Source organism: Thermococcus sp. 21S7, from assembly GCF_012027615.1.
Classification (GTDB): Archaea; Methanobacteriota_B; Thermococci; order Thermococcales; family Thermococcaceae; genus Thermococcus.
Genome location: NZ_SNUT01000007.1, coordinates 46,275 through 62,358, shown reverse-complemented (window position 1 = coordinate 62,358; position 16,084 = coordinate 46,275). Strand labels below are relative to the sequence as shown.

The following is a 16,084-nucleotide window of genomic DNA, read 5'->3' as shown; positions in this document are numbered from 1 at the left end:
GGTGTTCTGAGATGGAGGAGATTCTGAAGGCAATCGAGGAAAAGGATTGCAAAAAGGTTGCAACCCTTCTGTACCACAGGGTTGACGAGCTGGGCGACGAGGAGCTTAAGGAGGTCCTCGAAAAGGCCGAAAAGCTCGCCCTGGAGTGTGGTGATTTCGAACTGTACAAGCTCACCGTTTACTACTCCCACGAACTCCTCGGTGTGGAGAAGCTGAGCGAGTTCGAGAAGATGGCCGAGGAGAAGGACACATTCGACGTAAAGTTCGAGCTGGCCGACCTCTACTACCTCATAGGGGAGCTGGAGAAGAGCCTCGAACTCTACCGAGCCCTCTTGGAGGAGGAGACGGAGAAGGGCAACAGGGGAAACATAGCGAAAATCTACTACGCCATGGCGCTCATCCACGAGGAACTTCAGGAGTACGAGAAGGCCATCGAACTTATGGAGAAGGCCGAGGAGATACACCGCGAACTCGGAAACGAGGACGAGGTTCTGAGGATAGCCATCCACAAGGCATACGTTCTCTTTGAATCCGGGGAGACCTACGAGGCAAAGGCCATGCTCGCAGGCCTCCTCCCGAAGGTTCTGGACAAGAGCGACCTCCTCGTTGAGATACACCTCAGCTTTGAGGAGATATTCGAGGAGGACGAGAACTACGATGCGGCTTTGCAGGAGTGCCTCTACGCGCTCGTCCACGCGAAGGGGAGCGACTACGAGGAGGTAGCCTTCGGCTCCCTGATGGATGTCCTCTGGCAGCTGTTCCTTGAGGACGACTTCGAGACGGTTTACCTGCACATGGACATGTTCGCCAGGGCGCTCCCTGAGCTGAGCGACTTCTTTGAAGCCGTAAAGGCGATAGCACTCTACAAGGACGGCAAGATTGAGGCGAAGGAGGCAGGGAAGGCCATAGAAAGCGTCAAAGATCCGCGCCTACTCGACCTGCTTGAGTTCCTCGGCGAGGCCGAGATGTGAGAGGGGAACCACGACGGGGATTCCCCCCACCTCTTCTATCATAACCTTCACGCCGTAGACCTCTTCGAAGAGATCAGGCTCCAGTATCTCCCTCCCGCCGTCGGCTACGACCCTCCCATTCTTCATGAAGACGAACCTTCCGGCGAAGCGAAGGGCGAGGTTGACGTCGTGCATGACCACGACCGACGTTCCCCCCTCCTCCGCAAACGTCCTCGCCGTTTCCATTACCTCCAGCTGGCTCCTGATGTCAAGGTTGTTGGTCGGCTCGTCCATTAGGAGTATTCTGGGCTCCTGAGCCAGGGCCCTCGCGATGCTCACCTTCTGGAGTTCGCCGCCGCTCAGCCTGTTGGTTGGCTTCAGCGCAAGGCCCTCTATGCCCATCTTTCTGAGGATTCTTCTCACGGTCTCAACGTCCCGCTTCGATGGCCTCAGCCCCATGTAGGGCCTCCTGCCGAGCAGAACGGTGTCAAAAACCGTCATGAAACCCGGTTCGTACCTCTGGGGCACGTAGGCAAGAACCCTCGCCAGTTCATCCCTCGGATACTCCATCACGGGGCGCTCAAACACTTCAACGGTGCCGCAGTCCAGAATGCCCCCGATGCACTTGAGGAAGGTTGACTTTCCGGCACCGTTCGGGCCTAGTATCGCCACGAACTCGCCCGCCTCCACCTCAAGGTCAATGCCCCTAAGAACCTCGGAGCCGTTGTAGGTGAAGCGGAGATTCCTCACACGTAGGGCCTTCATCTCCGTCCCTCCATCCTCATCAGGAGGTATATAAAGGTGGGAGCACCGAGGAAAGAGGTCACTATACCAACCGGGAGAATCATCGGGGACAGCACCAGCCTGGCAATCGTATCCGCGGCCACCAGCAGCAGGGCGCCGGCGAGGGCCGACAGGGGGATGAGGAAGCGATAGTCGCCACCGGCGACGAGCCTGATGGCGTGGGGCGCTATGAGGCCGACGAAGCCGATGACACCGACGAAAGCAACGCTCACGGCGGTTATCAGCGCCGCCAGGAAGGTCGAGATAAGGCGAACCCTCTCAACCTCAACCCCAACGCTCTTGGCGACGTCGTCCCCCATGACCGAGGCGTTGAGATCCCAGCGCTTAACGACGAAGTAGGCAAAAACCGGAACAAACACAGCGAGCATTATCGCGTTTTCCCGCCAGGTGGCCCTCCCAAGGTCTCCAAAGCTCCAGTAGACCATGGCGGAAAGCTGAAGCTCGTCGGCGAAGTACTGAACGAGGGTCGTCAGCGCAACGAAGAGTGAACTCATGGCAACTCCCGCCAGAATTATGGCCTCCGGACTGAGTCCCTTCAGCCTCGCCAGTGCAAGAATCACCGCCGTGGCGCTTATGGCGCCGATGAAGGCAAAGAGCACAACGGTGTAGGGGTTGTCAAGCGAAATCCTCCCGGAACTCTCTGCATAGCCTGCCCCCAGGAGTATCGCGAGGGAAGCCCCGAACATCGCCCCATGGGAGACGCCCATAGTGAACGGAGTGGCCAGGGGATTCCTCAGAAAGCCCTGCATGACGGCACCCGCCACCGCCAGGGAGGCACCGACCAGAATGCCTGCAACTATCCTCGGCATCCGTATGTTCCAGACTATCAGCCTGGAACTGTCCGTTCCGCCGCCGAGGAGCGCATCAACGACCTCCCTCACAGAGAGGAAGTAGGCACCGTGGGAGAGGGAGTAAAGGCTAACCGCGAGGATGGAAAGAAGAATGAAAAGGCCGATGGACAGTTTCCTGGCTACGTAGCCCTCGTAGTCCATTTTCATCACGGTGAGGTCGGCAGTGAGTATTTAACCGTTCCGTTGGAGAGGTCTATCTTTCCAAAGCCGCCGAACTGCTCCTTCATGGTGCCGTAAACCGGCTTTCCGAGCAGGAAGGAGTATATCTCGTCGGCCTTCTTCGCAGGGTCGACGTCGCTGAACCTCTCGGGATAGAGCACCTTTCCGATGAAGTACGCATCGGCCAGGGCAGTTCCAACGTTTGTGGTGTAGAAGTTGTATGGGAGTATGCCGTAGACGTTGCCCTCTTTGACGGCCTTTAGGGAGGCGTAGAAGTCCGGGTTCTTCGAGTAATCGTCGAGGATGAGCTTAAGGCCGCCCTCGTCGATGAAGATGTACTCAGGCTGCCACTCCAGGAGCTTCTCCTTGTCGATGAACTGGTGGCCGGTTCCAAGCTCGTCGGCAACGTTCTTGGCGTGAACGACGATGAATGGCGGGTAGCTGGCCTTCGTGCTCTCAATTCCGTGGGCGCCCTTGTATCCTATCCCACCGACGAAGACCGTCTTCGGTTCAACGTCGGCCGTGCGCTTCATCAGGTCATTCTGGGTGGCATTGATGAAGTCTATGACCTCCCTAGCCCTATCCTCCCTTCCGAGTATCCTGCCCGCCAGTTCGAGGGACTTGAAGAGTTCCTCGTCCTCGAAGGTCACCAGCTGGCCGTAGCTGAGGACGACGACGGGGATTCCGGTCTTGGCCTGTATATCGTTGGCCGTCTTCTTGTCCACGTAGGTTATGAAGATAACGTCGGGCTTCAGCTCTATGAGCGCCTCGAAGTCCGGCAGCTTGCCCGGCCCGCCCGGCCCGACGGTCGGCAGCTCCCTGAGTTCGGGGTGGGCTATTATGTAGGGCCTTCCGAAGTTGTAGCGCTTCTCGAAGTCCTCAACCCCGACCACCATATCGCTCGCGTTCAGATAAACCACGAGCCTCAGCGCACCGGGGCCAACGGCAACGATCCGGCTCACCTTCGCCGGAACCTCGACGCTCCTCCCGAGGGCGTCCGTGACGGTTATCGTGGCCTTTCCGGTTTCCCCAGTTCCAGTGCTGCTCCCGATACAGCCGCTTATTGAAACCACCAGCAGGATTAGAAACAGGGCAAGGAACCTCCTCATCTCAGCACCCCCTCGGCGAGACCTTCACTATTCCCCTCCCGATTACCGCACGGTAGGACTCTCCCGCGCAGCGGAGGCAGAAGGGCTCGTCGTTTATGTAAACAGCCCTTGTCTCCATAACCAGCTCCCCGCACTTCGAGCAGCGGACGCTTTCCACTATCGGCGCCTGCTCTATCGGGGGAACCTTAACGCGGTCAATCTTGAACTCCTCCTTCGGGAGTTCCAGCATGGTGTATGCTATCTCCTCCCAGAGTTCCCAGAGGCGTCTCCGCTCCTCCTCAGTCCCCTTTCGTTCCCTTACGACCCTGTTGAACAGCTCAGTGGCTCCGGAAGGGTAGTACTTCCTCAGCCTCTCGGCGTCGGCGTAGACCCTGACGCCTTCCCAGTCGGAGCGCTTGACGAGGGTGAGGGCGGTCTTTCCGAGGTCGAGGTAGACCAGTGAGTTGTTTCCCAGGGTGCAACCCGTCGTCACCTGAACGCCGTCGGTGAAGCAACTGTTGACCTCGACTATAGCCAGAATGGACTCGTCGACGCTTCCCGAATAGTCGAGCCTCCCGACACCGAGTTCGTCCATAGCCACCAGCGACGCTCGAATCCCGAGCGCCAGGTATGGACACACGTGACCGTGGAACTCCCTCCCGTACTCCAGGATTCCCCTGGCGTCGCCTGCCTTCACAAGCCCCTTGAGAGCGAGCATTGTATCACCAAACCGGAATTAAGTAACACGTTTTTAACGCTTTTTTAAGCTAGGTGTTATCAACCTTTGGTGTCCAAGAAAAAGTGTGCATATGCACAAACTTTATATTTGAACGCTTTTTCATAATAGTGGTGATCCCATGAGAATCGCGGTTCCCCTGAAGGATGGGAGAGGGCTGGAGAGCGAGGTCTGCGAACACTTCGGCCGGGCGAAATATTTCGCGTTCGTTGAGGTTGATGACGGCACCATCAAGGGCGCCGAAGTCGTCGAGGTTCCCTTCGAAGAGCACGGCCCGGGTGACATTCCAAACTTCGTGAAGGAGCACGGTGGGGAAGTTGTGCTTGCCTACGGCATGGGCAGGAAGGCAATGGCATACTTCGAGAGCCTCGGGATAACCGTCGTTACCGGGGCCTACGGAAGGGTCAAAGACGTCGTTGAGGCCTTCATACACCAGGTTCTTGAGGTCGACCCCCACTGGAGGGAGAGGATAGAGGCGACTAAACACAAGTGAAAAAGTTTTTAAATGAAATTTTTTTCATTTAATTGGTGGTCGTATGGGAATCAAAGACTTCGCGCCGAGCTGGTTCGCGAGCGTTATGGGAACGGGCGCCCTGACCCTCGTGAGCAAGGCCTACTCCGGCAAACTCCCGATCCTCGGAAACTTTGCAGAGTTCCTGACTTACCTCAACACGGTTTTGTTCTTCGTCCTGCTGGTGCCCTGGGTTCTGAGGTGGCTCAAATATAGGGAAGACGCCCTCAGGGACCTCCACCACCCAGTCCTCGGCAACTTCTACGGCACCATCGCGATAGCCATGCTGATTCTCTCCGCGGATTACCTCCTGGTTCTCAAAAACACCGCACTCGCGTGGGTGTTCTGGCTGGCCGGCGTTCCGCTAACGGTATTCTTTGCGTTCCTCATCCCGTACCTCTTCTTCACCTGCGAAGGCATAGACACCAAGGCCATAACCCCAGCGTGGTTCATCCCGCCCGTGGGCCTGATAGTCATCCCGATAAGCGGCGCCAAGCTGATGACGCTGGCGAGCGGAACGGCGAGGGAAATTATTGCCTTCATCAACATCTTCGCCTGGGGCTCCGGCTTCTTCCTCTACCTGGCCCTGTTCGCACTGGTGATGTTCCGCTTCATTCGCCACGAGCCGATGCCCTGCGGAATAGCCCCCTCGATATGGATAAACCTCGGACCCATCGGAGCTGGAACGAGCACGCTCTACGCGCTAATAAAGGCGAGCGGCTTCATAACGGTGAAGGAGCCTTTCCTGGCCTTTGGCCTGCTCTTCTGGGGCTTCGGCGTGTGGTGGCTCGTCATGGCAATCCTGATGACGCTCCACTACGTCAGGAAGCTCAACCTCCCCTACAGCCTCGCCTGGTGGGCCTTCATATTCCCGCTCGGGGCCTACGTCAGCGCGACCTTCAACGTGGGGACCACATTCGGGATAAACGCCATCACCGACTTTGGATTCGTCCTCTACTGGCTCCTCCTGGCGATATGGCTGGTCACGGGGGTAAAAACGGTGAGGCACTTCCTCCTGGGCTGACCTCCTCACGCCTCAGCTTTTCTTCTTGTAGGCAACGTAGATGTCCGCCTCTATCATCTTCATGTCCTTCGTGAAGAAGTGGTGCACGAAGTATACGTTCCCCTCGGCGTCCAGTGCCGGCTCCCCGGCAAAGTTCGAGATGATTTCCTCGGGTTTGCCCCACCCGTTGCCGTTCCACACCGAGCGGAATATCGCTGGACCCGGATAACCGAGCCTGCTCTGCCCCGTAAACCATAGCTCCCTGCCGTCGGGCGTTATGAAGGGCTGGTCCTCGTTCAGCTCGCTGTTTACGTTCGGCACCTTCCTGGGGTTCACCCACGAACCGTTTACGTAGTCCATCACGCATATGTCGCCACCGCAGCCGTAGTACATCGTTCTGCCGTCGGGGCTGATGCAGAGCTCCCCCACATCGTAGATTTTGTTCAAAAGCTCACCGGCGTTTTTTACGTCCGTCCACCGGCCGTCCTTGAACCTCGCCGTGTAGATGTCCACCTCCCCGTAGTTCCCCTTTCTGACCGAGGCGAACCACATCGTGTCGTTCAGTATGAAGACCGCCCCGTCGAGGGACTCCGTGCTCCCCAGCACAACCCTTACAGGCTCCGTCCATTTCCCGTTGACCTTTCGCGACCACCATACCCCCGTGACCCCGTCCACGAGCTGTTTCTGAGGCGGAACGTTGACATCGGGCGTAAAGAAGAAGTAGAGATTTTTCCCATCCGGCGTCACGAAGGGCGAATCCTCGGCGCCGGCAGTGTTTATGGGACCTTCCAGTGGCACCGGTTTCTCCCACTCGTCGGAATGGATGACCGGGGGAAAAACGTCGGTTTTGGGCGTTACTTTAACGGCCCCTCGGGGGATTGAGGCAAGCCGGTCGGGACTCAGGGTAGTGGTCTGTGACTGGCCCGAGCCGATGCACCCGGACAGGAACACCAGGAGAATGAGGACGACCACGGCTGAAAATATTCTCATGTGCAACCCCATATCCCCTCAGGGACAAGGTATAAATGCCTATCCCTCCAAGTTAAAGCATGGAGAGAAAGACCAAGGTGGCTTTAATCCTCTCGCTAATCTCGCCCTTCTTCGCCGAAGTGCTGAGCGGTTCGACTCCACCGCTTGAAGTCCTCACGAACCCCCTCTCGTTTCCGTTCCTGTGGGCCTACTACGGTGCCGGTGTTCTCCTTGTCAGGGAGGCGTGGGTTCGGTGGGGGAGGAACTACGTTAGGCTCATGCTCCTCGGCTTCGTCTACGGCATCGTGGAGGAGGGACTCGTCATAAAGTCCTGGTTCAACCCAGAGTGGCCGGACCTGGATGTTTTCAGCGTTTACGGCCGCGTCTGGGGCGTGAACGCAGTCTGGGCGGTGTGGCTGACGATATTTCATTCCCTTATGAGCATAGCGATACCGATAATGGTCGTCGATGCCCTCTACCCGGAGTTCTCAAATGAAAGGCTCCTGGGAAGGAGGGGGACAACGACAGCACTCCTAGCCTTCGGCGTCTCCGCGGTGGTGTTCTTCGTCTTCCTCGTTCCCTACCGTCCGCCGGCAGTCCAGTACTCCCTCACCATCGTCCTCACGGTACTCCTGCTGCTCCTCGCAAGGCGGGTAAAAAGGGAGGCCCTCTTCAAGCGCAGCATTCCGAGGGGCCATCCCTTCGTTTACGGCTTCGCGGTTTCCTTCGCGCTGTTCTTTATATTCACGGCCTTCCCCCATTCCCCGGTGCATCCCGTCGTGCCTTCTATCCTCGGGCTTCTGGGGGCCCTCCACTTCTACTCCACGCCGGCCCGCCTGGACGAAAGGGGGAAGTACGCTCTCGCCATTGGCTTTCTAGCCTTCTGGTTCGTGCCCTACGACATAATCCTGGAGTTCAACGGCGTGAGAGGCGAGGCCCTCCTCGGCGTGGCCACCTTCGCCCTTCTCGCATGGAAGCTGAGGAAAATGAAAGCCAGTGAACCCAAGGTTTGAAACCCGTTCATTTTTAAGCTCCATGAACCTAAATCTGAACGGAGGGATACTCATGCATGAGTGGGCACTCGCCGATGGGATAGTTAGAACAGCCCTGGATTACGCGCAAAAAGAGGGCGCATCCAAGCTCCTCGCCGTTCAGGTCGTTCTCGGCGAACTTCAGGACGTCAACGCCGAGATAGTTGAGTTCGCAATGAAGGAGCTTCTAAAAGGGACCATTGGAGAGGGAGCAAAGATAGAGTTCATCGAGGAGGAGGCAGTTTTTAAGTGCCGAGACTGCGGCCACGAGTGGAAGCTGAAGGAAGTCAAAGGGAACTTCGACGAGCGCATAAAGGAGGACATACACTTCATTCCTGAGGTTGTGCACGCCTTCCTCGCCTGTCCGAAGTGCGGAAGCAGGGACTTCGAAGTCGTCCAAGGGAGGGGAGTCTACATAAGCGGCATAAAGATCGAGAAGGAGGGAGAGGCATGATAGTTGACCCGCGCGTCAAGGGCATAGAGGGCAGGCTTGAGAAGGTGAAGCGCATAATCCCCGTCGTCAGCGGGAAGGGCGGGGTTGGAAAGTCGCTCGTCTCAACAACCCTCGCCCTCGTTCTGGCGGAGAAAGGTTACAAGGTCGGCCTCCTTGACCTCGACTTCCACGGAGCGAGCGACCACGTCATCCTCGGCTTCGAGCCAAAGGAGTTCCCCGAGGAGGAGTACGGCGTAATCCCGCCGACGGTTCACGGGATAAAGTTTATGAGCATCGTCTACTACTCCGAGGACAAGCCGACGCCCATGAGGGGTATGGAGGTCAGCGACGCCCTCATAGAACTCCTCACGATAACCCGCTGGGACGATCTGGACTACCTCATCATAGACATGCCGCCCGGCCTCGGCGACCAGTTCCTCGACGTCATGCGCTTCCTCAAGAAGGGTGAATTCATTGTGGTGGCAACACCGTCAAAGCTGGCCATTAACGTCGTCAGAAAGCTCATCGAGGTTCTGAGGGAGAGGGAATACAGAATCCTCGGAATCGTCGAGAACCTCAAGCTGGACGAGGAGAAAGACATAGAGGAGCTGGCCAAGAGGTTCGGCGTGCCATATCTGACCGGCATACCGATGTACAGGGACTTGGAAGACAAGATAGGAAAGCCCGATGAGCTCCTGAGGACGGCCTTCGCGGAGAGGATACGGGAGGTCGCGGAGAGGATTTAGCGAAGGGTTTTCTTTTCTTCATTCTAAAACGGCCAAAGGTGAAACTATGGAACTCCTCGAACTCCTCAGAAGGGCCAAACGGGTCGTCGTCTGCGGAATAGGGAACGAGGTTAGGGGGGACGATGCCTTCGGCGTCATAGTCGCCGAGAGGCTGAAGGAACTGGTGAACAACCCAAACGTTCTCATCCTCAACTGCGGCGAGGTCCCGGAGAGCTACACAGGGAGGATAACAAAATTCGAGCCTGATCTGGTGGTCTTCGTGGATGCGGTTGACTTCGGAGGGGAACACGGAGAGGTCATAATCGCCGACCCAGAGGGGACTCTCGGAGAGGCTGTCTCGACACACAGCCTGCCGCTCAAGGTTCTAGTGGGATACCTGAAGATGCGCCTCAACACGGAGTTCGTTCTCATTGGCTGCCAGCCTGCCGTTCTGGGCCTCTTCCAGGAGCCGAGCGATGTTATAATCGAACGGGCGAAAACACTCGCAGAATCGCTGGCCGAGGGTCTCAATGAAATCGAGGTTAGGGAAAACTGACCCTCATTCAGAGTGGGATTGTGGAAAGAGGAAGTCACCCTGGCCCCGTCCGAGGAGTCTTCTGAGGTCGCTCCGACGGTTGACGTTGAAGAAGCTTTCCTTCCAGAGGGGGGGCAGATTCCCCACATCCAGGTAGCATACATCGGCGGAGCGTACCGCACCGTTCAGCGAATAGTCCCCGCAGCGTATTCTTTCCTCAAAGATCCGGCGAAATGCCTTTGAGTAGGTCGCGTGAAGGGGTTCAAGATATCCATTGGGCCAGCGAGGGACGCAGGCGAGCTTTCCACTTCCGAGGAATTTCCGGATTATGAAGTCAACGAATTCCGGGACGATGAGCGGCATGTCCCCCGCGACGACGAACGCATCGCCGAAATCCAACGCAGTATATACCCCGCCCATGGGTCCGATGGAGAGATCATCAACCACCACACAGTAGCCGAGGTTTCTAAGCCTCTCCGCGTTGGCGGACGATGCCACGATAACGACTTCCTCGATCAGCGACGCCGACTCGATTCTCTCAAGAGTGTACGAGATGAGCGGCTTCCCACCTATCCGAAAGAGGAGCTTGTCGCCCCCAAAGCGCCTACTCCTACCCCCTGCAAGAACCACCCCGAGCATGATACCCGTTGGATTCCAGGCTTTTAGGGTTGACGGTTGGAAACCTATGGTTCCGGAAAGGCCTAAAAAAGCACCCGCTGAAGTATCATTGGTGAAAAGAAATGTGTCTGGCGATACCCGGAAGGATCATCGAAATAAATGGAAAAGTCGCGATCGTTGATTTTGGAGGCGTGAGAAGGGAAGTCCGCCTCGACCTGCTTCCAGAGGTCGGGGTCGGGGACTACGTCATAGTCCACACCGGCTTTGCAATAGAGAGACTCGACGAAGAGAGGGCGCTGGAGATACTAGAGGCGTGGGCAGAGGTCGAGCGGGCGCTGGAGGGATGAACGTGACCGACGTCCTGAACGCCTTCAAGGACAGGGAGCTGGCCCAGAAGGTCGTGAGGAAGATACGCGAGGAGGCGAAGGGCCTCGATGAGCTTCGCTTCATGCACGTCTGCGGAACCCACGAGGACACCGTAACCCGCTCCGGAATACGCTCTCTTTTGCCCGAGAACGTCAAGATAGTTAGCGGTCCGGGCTGTCCGGTCTGTATAACCCCCGTCGAGGATATCGTCAAGATGCGCGAGATTATGAAGGAGGCCTACGCTGAGGGAGACAGGATAATCCTGACCACCTTCGGCGACATGTACAAAATCCCGACTCCCCTAGGGAGCTTCGCGGATTTGCGGGGCGAGGGCTACGACGTGAGAGTGGTTTACTCCATATTCGACACCTACAAGATAGCCAAAGAGAACCCGGAGAGAACCGTCGTTCACTTCAGCCCCGGCTTCGAGACCACCACCGCCCCCGCGGCCGGAATGCTGAACGCCGTCGTGGAAGAAGGGCTTGAAAACTTCAAGATATACTCCGTCCACCGCCTGACTCCCCCTGCCGTTGAGGCCCTCGTGAAGGCCGGAACGCGCTTCCACGGTCTCATCGACCCCGGACACGTCTCCACAATAATCGGCGTGAGGGGCTGGGAGTACATAACGACCGACTACGGCATACCTCAGGTCATAGCGGGCTTCGAGCCGGTGGACATGCTGATGGCGGTTCTGCTCCTCATACGAATGGTTAAGAACAGCGAAGTGAAGATACTCAACGAGTACACCCGCGCCGTCCGGTACGAAGGCAACGTAACGGCCCAGAGGCTCATTGAGAAGTTCTTCGAAGTTACGGATGCCAAGTGGCGCGCCCTCGGAACCATACCCGAAAGCGGACTTGAGCTTAGGAAGGAGTGGAAGGACCTGGAGATAAGGACGTACTACGACCCGGAGGTTCCCGAGCTCCCGGACCTCGAAAAGGGCTGCATCTGCGGCGCCATCCTTCGCGGTCTGGCGCTACCCCCGCAGTGCCCGCACTTCGGCAAGACCTGCACGCCGCGGAGTCCGATAGGGCCGTGCATGGTCTCCTACGAGGGAACGTGCTCAATATTCTACAAATACGGAGCTTTGTTCTAACACCAAAGGTTGAAAACTCCACTCCCGTTTTTAACTTTTGGTTTTGGAAATCTATAAAGGCTTTGGAGTGTGAAAAAAATCCGGTGAGAGGAATGAAGGCCTACCGACTTCACGTTCAGGGCATCGTTCAGGCCGTCGGATTTCGGCCCTTCGTCTACAGAATCGCCCACGAAAACAACCTGCGGGGCTACGTCAAGAACCTCGGCGATGCTGGAGTTGAGATAGTAGTCGAGGGCAGGGAGGAGGATATAGCGGCTTTTCTGCGAGACCTCAGGGAGAAGCTCCCCCCGCTCGCGCGGATAGAGATGATAAAGAAGAAGGAGCTTCCACCCCAGGGCTTCGACCGCTTCTACATCGAGAAGAGCTCCCAGGGCGGGGAAGGAGGGGATTCGATAATCCCGCCCGACATAGCTATATGCGACGACTGTCTGAGGGAGCTTTTTGACCCGACGGACAAGCGCTACATGTACCCATTCATCGTCTGCACCAACTGCGGGCCCAGGTTTACAATCATCGAGGATTTGCCCTACGATAGAATCAACACCACGATGAGAGAGTTCCCGATGTGCGACTACTGCGAGAGCGAGTACAAAGACCCGCTCAACAGGAGGTATCACGCCGAACCCGTCTGCTGTCCGGTCTGCGGGCCGAGCTACCGCCTCTACACGAACGATGGAGAGGAGATCATCGGCGACCCGCTGAAGAGGGCGGCAGAGCTGATAGACAAGGGCTACATCGTCGCCATCAAGGGAATAGGAGGAATACACCTCGCCTGCGACGCAACCAACGAGGAAGCTGTTGCAGAGCTGAGGCGGAGAACCCACAGGCCGCAGAAGCCATTCGCGATAATGGCGAAGGACGTCGAGACAGTGGAGGAGTTCGCCTTCTTAAGCAGAGAAGAACTTGAGGAGCTGACTTCCTACAGGAGGCCGATAGTAACCCTCCGCAAGAAGGAACCCTTCCCCCTCCCCGAGAGCCTCGCGCCGGGGCTTCATACCATAGGCGTTATGCTGCCCTACGCGGGAACTCATTACATACTCTTCCACTGGAGCAAGAGCAGGGTTTACGTCATGACCTCTGCGAACTACCCGGGAATGCCGATGGTCAAGGACAACGACCGGGCCTTCGAGGAGTTAAAGGATGTCGCCGATTACTTCCTCCTTCACAACAGGAAGATACTCAACAGGGCCGACGACAGCGTCATCAGGTTCGTCAACGGAAGGAGGGCGGTGATAAGGCGCTCCCGCGGCTTCGTGCCGCTGCCGATAGAGATACCCTTCAACTACCGCGGCCTAGCCGTCGGGGCGGAGCTTCTCAACGCCTTTGGCGTCGCCAAAAACGGGAAAGTCTACCCCAGCCAGTACATCGGAAACACCTCGAAGGTTGAAGTCCTCGAATTCATGGGGGAGGCCATAGAGCACTTCAAGAGAATCCTCCGCGTGAGCGAGTTCGACCTCATCGTTGCAGACCTCCACCCGAGCTACAACACGACAAAGCTCGCCATGGAGATGGCAAATGAGCTAAACGTGGAGTTCCTCCAGGTGCAGCACCACTACGCACACATAGCGAGCGTTTTAGCTGAGAGAAAGCTGGACGAGATGATAGGCATAGCCGTTGACGGCGTCGGCTACGGGGCGGACGGCCACACCTGGGGCGGCGAGGTAATATACCTGAGCTACGAGGACGTCGAGAGATTAGCTCACATAGACTACTACCCGCTCCCGGGCGGCGATTTGGCCAGCTACTACCCGCTGAGGGCCCTGATGGGCATCCTGAGCAAGGTCTACGGCGTCGAAGAGCTCGAAGGAATCATCGAGAGGTGCTGTCCAAAGGCCATCGAGAGCCTCCGCTACGGGAGGGTGGAGTTCAACGTCGTGCTGACCCAGCTGGCGAAGGAGGTCAACACTAGCTACACGTCCTCAACCGGCAGGGTTCTCGACGCCATCTCTGTTCTCCTCAACGTGGCTTACAGAAGGCACTACGAGGGCGAGCCGGCAATGAAGCTGGAGAGCTTCGCGATGCGCGGGAAGAACGACCTGAAGTTCGAAGTTCCAGTCGACGGCGAGCTAATAAGGGTGGAGGAACTCTTCGTCCAGGCACTCGACGTCATCGACACCGCTAGTCCGGCGGACATAGCCTACTCGGCCCACCTTGCCATCGGACGGGTTTTCGCGGAGACGGCCATAGATAGGGCGAGGGAGTTTGGGGTTAAGAACGTTGGAATAAGCGGCGGCGTCGCCTTCAATGAACTCATAGTCAAGACCGCCAGGAAGATCGTCGAGGCTGCCGGCCTGAAGTTCCACACGACCCACGAGGTTCCGCGCGGGGACAACGGAATAAACGTCGGGCAGGCCTTCCTCGGCGGCCTGTACCTTGAGGGATACCTCACGAGGGAGGACCTGATGCTGTGAGGAAAGGATTTAACCCAAAAACACAACTATGTAAACGGTGTAGTGAATGCCGGCGCTCCAGAGGGAAGACCTCGAAAAAATACTCCAGGAGGTGAAGTCCCGGCTCCGGGAGATTCTGGGCGATGACCTAGTGGAGGTCATCCTCTTCGGCTCCTATGCGAGGGGGGAGGCGAGGGAAGACAGCGACGTTGATGTGCTGGTCGTGGTTAGAAGAAGGCTGACAATCGATGAACACGACAGGCTTAACGAGGTCACGGAGAAGTACATCATGGAGAGGGGACTCGTTATTTCGCTCATCGTTTATCCAATCAGTCCAGGAATGGAGCACGACCCGCTGATTCAGAACGTTCACGTGGAGGGTATTAAGGTATGAACAGATACGAAGAGATGCTAAAAAAAGCTCAGGAGAGCATTGAAGCGGCTAAAACCCTGCTGGAAAGGGGTTTCTATGGGTTCGCCCTCTCAAGAGCCTACTACACAATGTTCTACTGTGCGGAGGCCATTCTGCTGACGAAAGACATCAGCGTTTCAAAGCATTCCGCTCTCATAGCCCTCTTCGGAAGGGAGTTCGTCAAGACGGGAGAAGTTCCTCACAGGTTTTTCACGCATCTGAGAACCGCGTTTAACCTTAGGCAGACGGCGGATTACTCCTTCGTGGTTGATATAACCGAGGAAGAGGCGCGCGAGAACATAAGGCGCGCCGAAGAATTCCTCGAATTTACGAGGCACTACCTCTCATCCAAGGGCTTTTTGGAGGAATGAGTTATGGTTGAGAAGATAAAGCTCGAACACGGAGCCGGTGGAGAAATAATGGAGGAACTTCTCAGGGATGTCATACTGAAGAACCTGAGCCTAAAATCGGCTGGAGGGATAGGGCTCGACCAGCTCGATGACGGTGCGACGATACCCCTCGGCGATAAGCACCTTGTGTTTACAATAGACGGCCACACGGTCAGGCCGCTCTTCTTCCCTGGAGGAGACATCGGGCGCTTGGCCATAAGCGGAACGGTGAACGACCTGGCCGTTATGGGGGCCAAGCCCTTAGCATTGGCCAACTCCATGATAATTGGAGAAGGCTTCGACAGTGAGGACCTGAAGAGAATCCTTCGCTCGATGGATGAGACTGCCAAAGAGGTGCCGGTTCCCATCGTCACCGGCGACACCAAGGTCGTCGAGGACGGGATAGGCATCTTCGTCATAACCGCCGGAATCGGAATCGCGGAGAGGCCGGTGAGCGATGCAGGGGCAAAGGTGGGCGACGTTGTTCTCGTCAGCGGGACGGTCGGAGACCACGGGATAGCGCTGATGAGCCACAGGGAGGGTATAGCCTTCGAAACCGAGCTTGAAAGCGACGTTGCACCGGTATGGGAGGTCGTCGAGGCGGTAGCTAAAGCAATCGGCTGGGAGAACATACACGCCATGAAGGACCCCACGAGGGGTGGACTAAGCAACGCCCTCAACGAGATGGCGAGGAAGGCCGACGTCGGGATACTCATAAGGGAGGCCGACGTGCCCGTGAGGCCGGAGGTCAGGGCGGCGAGCGACATGCTGGGCATAAACCCCTTCGATGTCGCCAACGAAGGCAAAGTGGTCATGATCGTTCCAAGGGAGCACGCGGAGAAAGCGCTGGAGGCGATGAGGAGCACGGAGCGGGGGAAGAACGCGGCGATAATCGGCGATGTCATAGGGGACTACAGGGGCAAGGTTCTCGTGGAGACGGGCATAGGCGGAAAGCGCTTCCTTGAGCCGCCGGCCGGAGACCCGGTTCCGAGGGTCTGCTGAGCCCCTTTTCACAATT

At 57.2% G+C, this 16,084-nt stretch carries 19 protein-coding genes; 13 read left to right on the top strand and 6 right to left on the bottom strand.

The features are described 5' to 3' along the window. Window positions 1-11: 11 nt before the first annotated feature. Window positions 12-971: a tetratricopeptide repeat protein gene (locus E3E51_RS11130; protein ID WP_167913185.1), complete on the top strand. Its 960-nt coding sequence runs from the start codon at window positions 12-14 to the stop codon at window positions 969-971. Here E3E51_RS11130 and E3E51_RS11125 read toward each other — a convergent pair. From E3E51_RS11125 to E3E51_RS11110, 4 genes are read right to left on the bottom strand one after another with little or no spacing between them, the layout of a single operon-like run. Next, the gene (locus E3E51_RS11125) at window positions 930-1,715 is read right to left on the bottom strand and encodes an ABC transporter ATP-binding protein (RefSeq protein ID WP_167913184.1); all 786 of its coding nucleotides are present in this window, start codon (window positions 1,713-1,715) and stop codon (window positions 930-932) included. The two genes, E3E51_RS11130 and E3E51_RS11125, sit on opposite strands and share 42 nt — an antisense overlap. Continuing rightward, window positions 1,712-2,746: an iron ABC transporter permease gene (locus E3E51_RS11120; RefSeq protein ID WP_167913271.1), complete on the bottom strand. Its 1,035-nt coding sequence runs from the start codon at window positions 2,744-2,746 to the stop codon at window positions 1,712-1,714. Before E3E51_RS11120 ends, E3E51_RS11125 begins: the two co-directional genes overlap by 4 nt. Before the next feature lie 5 nt (window positions 2,747-2,751). Beyond that, on the bottom strand, window positions 2,752-3,873 hold the full coding sequence (locus E3E51_RS11115) for an iron ABC transporter substrate-binding protein (RefSeq protein ID WP_167913183.1): 1,122 nt from the start codon (window positions 3,871-3,873) through the stop codon (window positions 2,752-2,754). 1 nt (window position 3,874) lies between these two features. Further along, window positions 3,875-4,570 carry an FmdE family protein gene (locus E3E51_RS11110; RefSeq protein ID WP_167913182.1) on the bottom strand — a complete coding sequence of 232 codons (696 nt, stop codon included), beginning with the start codon at window positions 4,568-4,570 and terminating at the stop codon, window positions 3,875-3,877. A gap of 139 nt (window positions 4,571-4,709) precedes the next feature. Here E3E51_RS11110 and E3E51_RS11105 point away from each other — a divergent pair, with 139 nt between their 5' ends. Both E3E51_RS11105 and tdt read left to right on the top strand, forming a co-directional pair. Continuing rightward, on the top strand, window positions 4,710-5,081 hold the full coding sequence (locus tag E3E51_RS11105) for a NifB/NifX family molybdenum-iron cluster-binding protein (protein ID WP_167913181.1): 372 nt from the start codon (window positions 4,710-4,712) through the stop codon (window positions 5,079-5,081). 43 nt (window positions 5,082-5,124) lie between these two features. After that, window positions 5,125-6,123, top strand: a complete 999-nt coding sequence (tdt, locus tag E3E51_RS11100; protein ID WP_167913180.1) for a tellurite-resistance/dicarboxylate transporter — start codon at window positions 5,125-5,127, stop codon at window positions 6,121-6,123. A gap of 12 nt (window positions 6,124-6,135) precedes the next feature. On the opposite strand, the gene E3E51_RS11095 is transcribed toward tdt, so the two are convergent. After that, complete coding sequence (locus E3E51_RS11095) at window positions 6,136-7,098, bottom strand: PD40 domain-containing protein (RefSeq protein WP_167913179.1); 963 nt, start codon at window positions 7,096-7,098, stop codon at window positions 6,136-6,138. 53 nt (window positions 7,099-7,151) lie between these two features. On the opposite strand from E3E51_RS11095, the gene E3E51_RS11090 reads away from it, so the two are divergent. The 4 genes from E3E51_RS11090 to E3E51_RS11075 are packed head-to-tail and all read left to right on the top strand — an operon-like array spanning window position 7,152 to window position 9,816. Beyond that, window positions 7,152-8,084 (top strand): hypothetical protein, encoded by a 933-nt coding sequence (locus E3E51_RS11090; protein ID WP_167913178.1) that lies wholly within the window; start codon window positions 7,152-7,154, stop codon window positions 8,082-8,084. A gap of 52 nt (window positions 8,085-8,136) precedes the next feature. Then, window positions 8,137-8,556 carry a hydrogenase nickel incorporation protein HypA gene (gene hypA / locus E3E51_RS11085; RefSeq protein ID WP_167913177.1) on the top strand — a complete coding sequence of 140 codons (420 nt, stop codon included), beginning with the start codon at window positions 8,137-8,139 and terminating at the stop codon, window positions 8,554-8,556. Further along, window positions 8,553-9,281 carry an Mrp/NBP35 family ATP-binding protein gene (locus E3E51_RS11080; protein ID WP_167913176.1) on the top strand — a complete coding sequence of 243 codons (729 nt, stop codon included), beginning with the start codon at window positions 8,553-8,555 and terminating at the stop codon, window positions 9,279-9,281. Before hypA ends, E3E51_RS11080 begins: the two co-directional genes overlap by 4 nt. 46 nt (window positions 9,282-9,327) lie before the next feature. Continuing rightward, on the top strand, window positions 9,328-9,816 hold the full coding sequence (locus E3E51_RS11075; RefSeq protein ID WP_167913175.1) for a hydrogenase 3 maturation endopeptidase HyCI: 489 nt from the start codon (window positions 9,328-9,330) through the stop codon (window positions 9,814-9,816). A gap of 3 nt (window positions 9,817-9,819) precedes the next feature. Here E3E51_RS11075 and mobA read toward each other — a convergent pair whose 3' ends face one another. Then, a complete protein-coding gene (gene mobA, locus E3E51_RS11070; RefSeq protein WP_167913174.1) occupies window positions 9,820-10,434 on the bottom strand; it encodes a molybdenum cofactor guanylyltransferase MobA in 615 nt (204 codons plus the stop codon). A gap of 101 nt (window positions 10,435-10,535) precedes the next feature. Here mobA and E3E51_RS11065 point away from each other — a divergent pair, with 101 nt between their 5' ends. The 6 genes from E3E51_RS11065 (at window position 10,536) to hypE (ending at window position 16,068) form a co-directional block, all read left to right on the top strand. Next, window positions 10,536-10,760, top strand: a complete 225-nt coding sequence (locus tag E3E51_RS11065) for a HypC/HybG/HupF family hydrogenase formation chaperone (RefSeq protein WP_167913173.1) — start codon at window positions 10,536-10,538, stop codon at window positions 10,758-10,760. Next, window positions 10,757-11,875, top strand: a complete 1,119-nt coding sequence (gene hypD, locus E3E51_RS11060) for a hydrogenase formation protein HypD (RefSeq protein WP_167913172.1) — start codon at window positions 10,757-10,759, stop codon at window positions 11,873-11,875. The genes E3E51_RS11065 and hypD overlap by 4 nt, the downstream gene beginning before the upstream one ends. A gap of 92 nt (window positions 11,876-11,967) precedes the next feature. Continuing rightward, on the top strand, window positions 11,968-14,286 hold the full coding sequence (hypF, locus tag E3E51_RS11055; RefSeq protein ID WP_167913270.1) for a carbamoyltransferase HypF: 2,319 nt from the start codon (window positions 11,968-11,970) through the stop codon (window positions 14,284-14,286). Window positions 14,287-14,332: 46 nt separating this feature from the next. Further along, complete coding sequence (locus E3E51_RS11050; RefSeq protein WP_167913171.1) at window positions 14,333-14,659, top strand: nucleotidyltransferase domain-containing protein; 327 nt, start codon at window positions 14,333-14,335, stop codon at window positions 14,657-14,659. Beyond that, entirely contained in the window at window positions 14,656-15,048 is a 393-nt protein-coding gene (locus tag E3E51_RS11045) for a HEPN domain-containing protein (RefSeq protein ID WP_167913170.1), read from the top strand. Before E3E51_RS11050 ends, E3E51_RS11045 begins: the two co-directional genes overlap by 4 nt. A 3-nt stretch (window positions 15,049-15,051) precedes the next feature. Next, window positions 15,052-16,068: a hydrogenase expression/formation protein HypE gene (gene hypE, locus E3E51_RS11040; protein ID WP_167913169.1), complete on the top strand. Its 1,017-nt coding sequence runs from the start codon at window positions 15,052-15,054 to the stop codon at window positions 16,066-16,068. Window positions 16,069-16,084: the final 16 nt, after the last annotated feature.

What these genes read in the sequence shown, in the direction of transcription:
- E3E51_RS11105 (WP_167913181.1), top strand. Translation starts at nt 4,710, where the DNA reads ATGAGAATCGCGGTTCCCCTGAAGGATGGGAGAGGGCTGGAGAGCGAG.
- E3E51_RS11065 (WP_167913173.1), top strand. Translation starts at nt 10,536, where the DNA reads ATGTGTCTGGCGATACCCGGAAGGATCATCGAAATAAATGGAAAAGTC.
- E3E51_RS11125 (WP_167913184.1), bottom strand. Translation starts at nt 1,715, where the DNA reads ATGAAGGCCCTACGTGTGAGGAATCTCCGCTTCACCTACAACGGCTCC.
- E3E51_RS11090 (WP_167913178.1), top strand. Translation starts at nt 7,152, where the DNA reads ATGGAGAGAAAGACCAAGGTGGCTTTAATCCTCTCGCTAATCTCGCCC.
- hypE (WP_167913169.1), top strand. Translation starts at nt 15,052, where the DNA reads ATGGTTGAGAAGATAAAGCTCGAACACGGAGCCGGTGGAGAAATAATG.
- hypA (WP_167913177.1), top strand. Translation starts at nt 8,137, where the DNA reads ATGCATGAGTGGGCACTCGCCGATGGGATAGTTAGAACAGCCCTGGAT.
- E3E51_RS11130 (WP_167913185.1), top strand. Translation starts at nt 12, where the DNA reads ATGGAGGAGATTCTGAAGGCAATCGAGGAAAAGGATTGCAAAAAGGTT.
- tdt (WP_167913180.1), top strand. Translation starts at nt 5,125, where the DNA reads ATGGGAATCAAAGACTTCGCGCCGAGCTGGTTCGCGAGCGTTATGGGA.
- E3E51_RS11115 (WP_167913183.1), bottom strand. Translation starts at nt 3,873, where the DNA reads ATGAGGAGGTTCCTTGCCCTGTTTCTAATCCTGCTGGTGGTTTCAATA.
- E3E51_RS11110 (WP_167913182.1), bottom strand. Translation starts at nt 4,570, where the DNA reads ATGCTCGCTCTCAAGGGGCTTGTGAAGGCAGGCGACGCCAGGGGAATC.
- E3E51_RS11075 (WP_167913175.1), top strand. Translation starts at nt 9,328, where the DNA reads ATGGAACTCCTCGAACTCCTCAGAAGGGCCAAACGGGTCGTCGTCTGC.
- E3E51_RS11045 (WP_167913170.1), top strand. Translation starts at nt 14,656, where the DNA reads ATGAACAGATACGAAGAGATGCTAAAAAAAGCTCAGGAGAGCATTGAA.
- E3E51_RS11050 (WP_167913171.1), top strand. Translation starts at nt 14,333, where the DNA reads ATGCCGGCGCTCCAGAGGGAAGACCTCGAAAAAATACTCCAGGAGGTG.
- hypD (WP_167913172.1), top strand. Translation starts at nt 10,757, where the DNA reads ATGAACGTGACCGACGTCCTGAACGCCTTCAAGGACAGGGAGCTGGCC.
- hypF (WP_167913270.1), top strand. Translation starts at nt 11,968, where the DNA reads ATGAAGGCCTACCGACTTCACGTTCAGGGCATCGTTCAGGCCGTCGGA.
- E3E51_RS11120 (WP_167913271.1), bottom strand. Translation starts at nt 2,746, where the DNA reads ATGGACTACGAGGGCTACGTAGCCAGGAAACTGTCCATCGGCCTTTTC.
- E3E51_RS11080 (WP_167913176.1), top strand. Translation starts at nt 8,553, where the DNA reads ATGATAGTTGACCCGCGCGTCAAGGGCATAGAGGGCAGGCTTGAGAAG.
- mobA (WP_167913174.1), bottom strand. Translation starts at nt 10,434, where the DNA reads ATGCTCGGGGTGGTTCTTGCAGGGGGTAGGAGTAGGCGCTTTGGGGGC.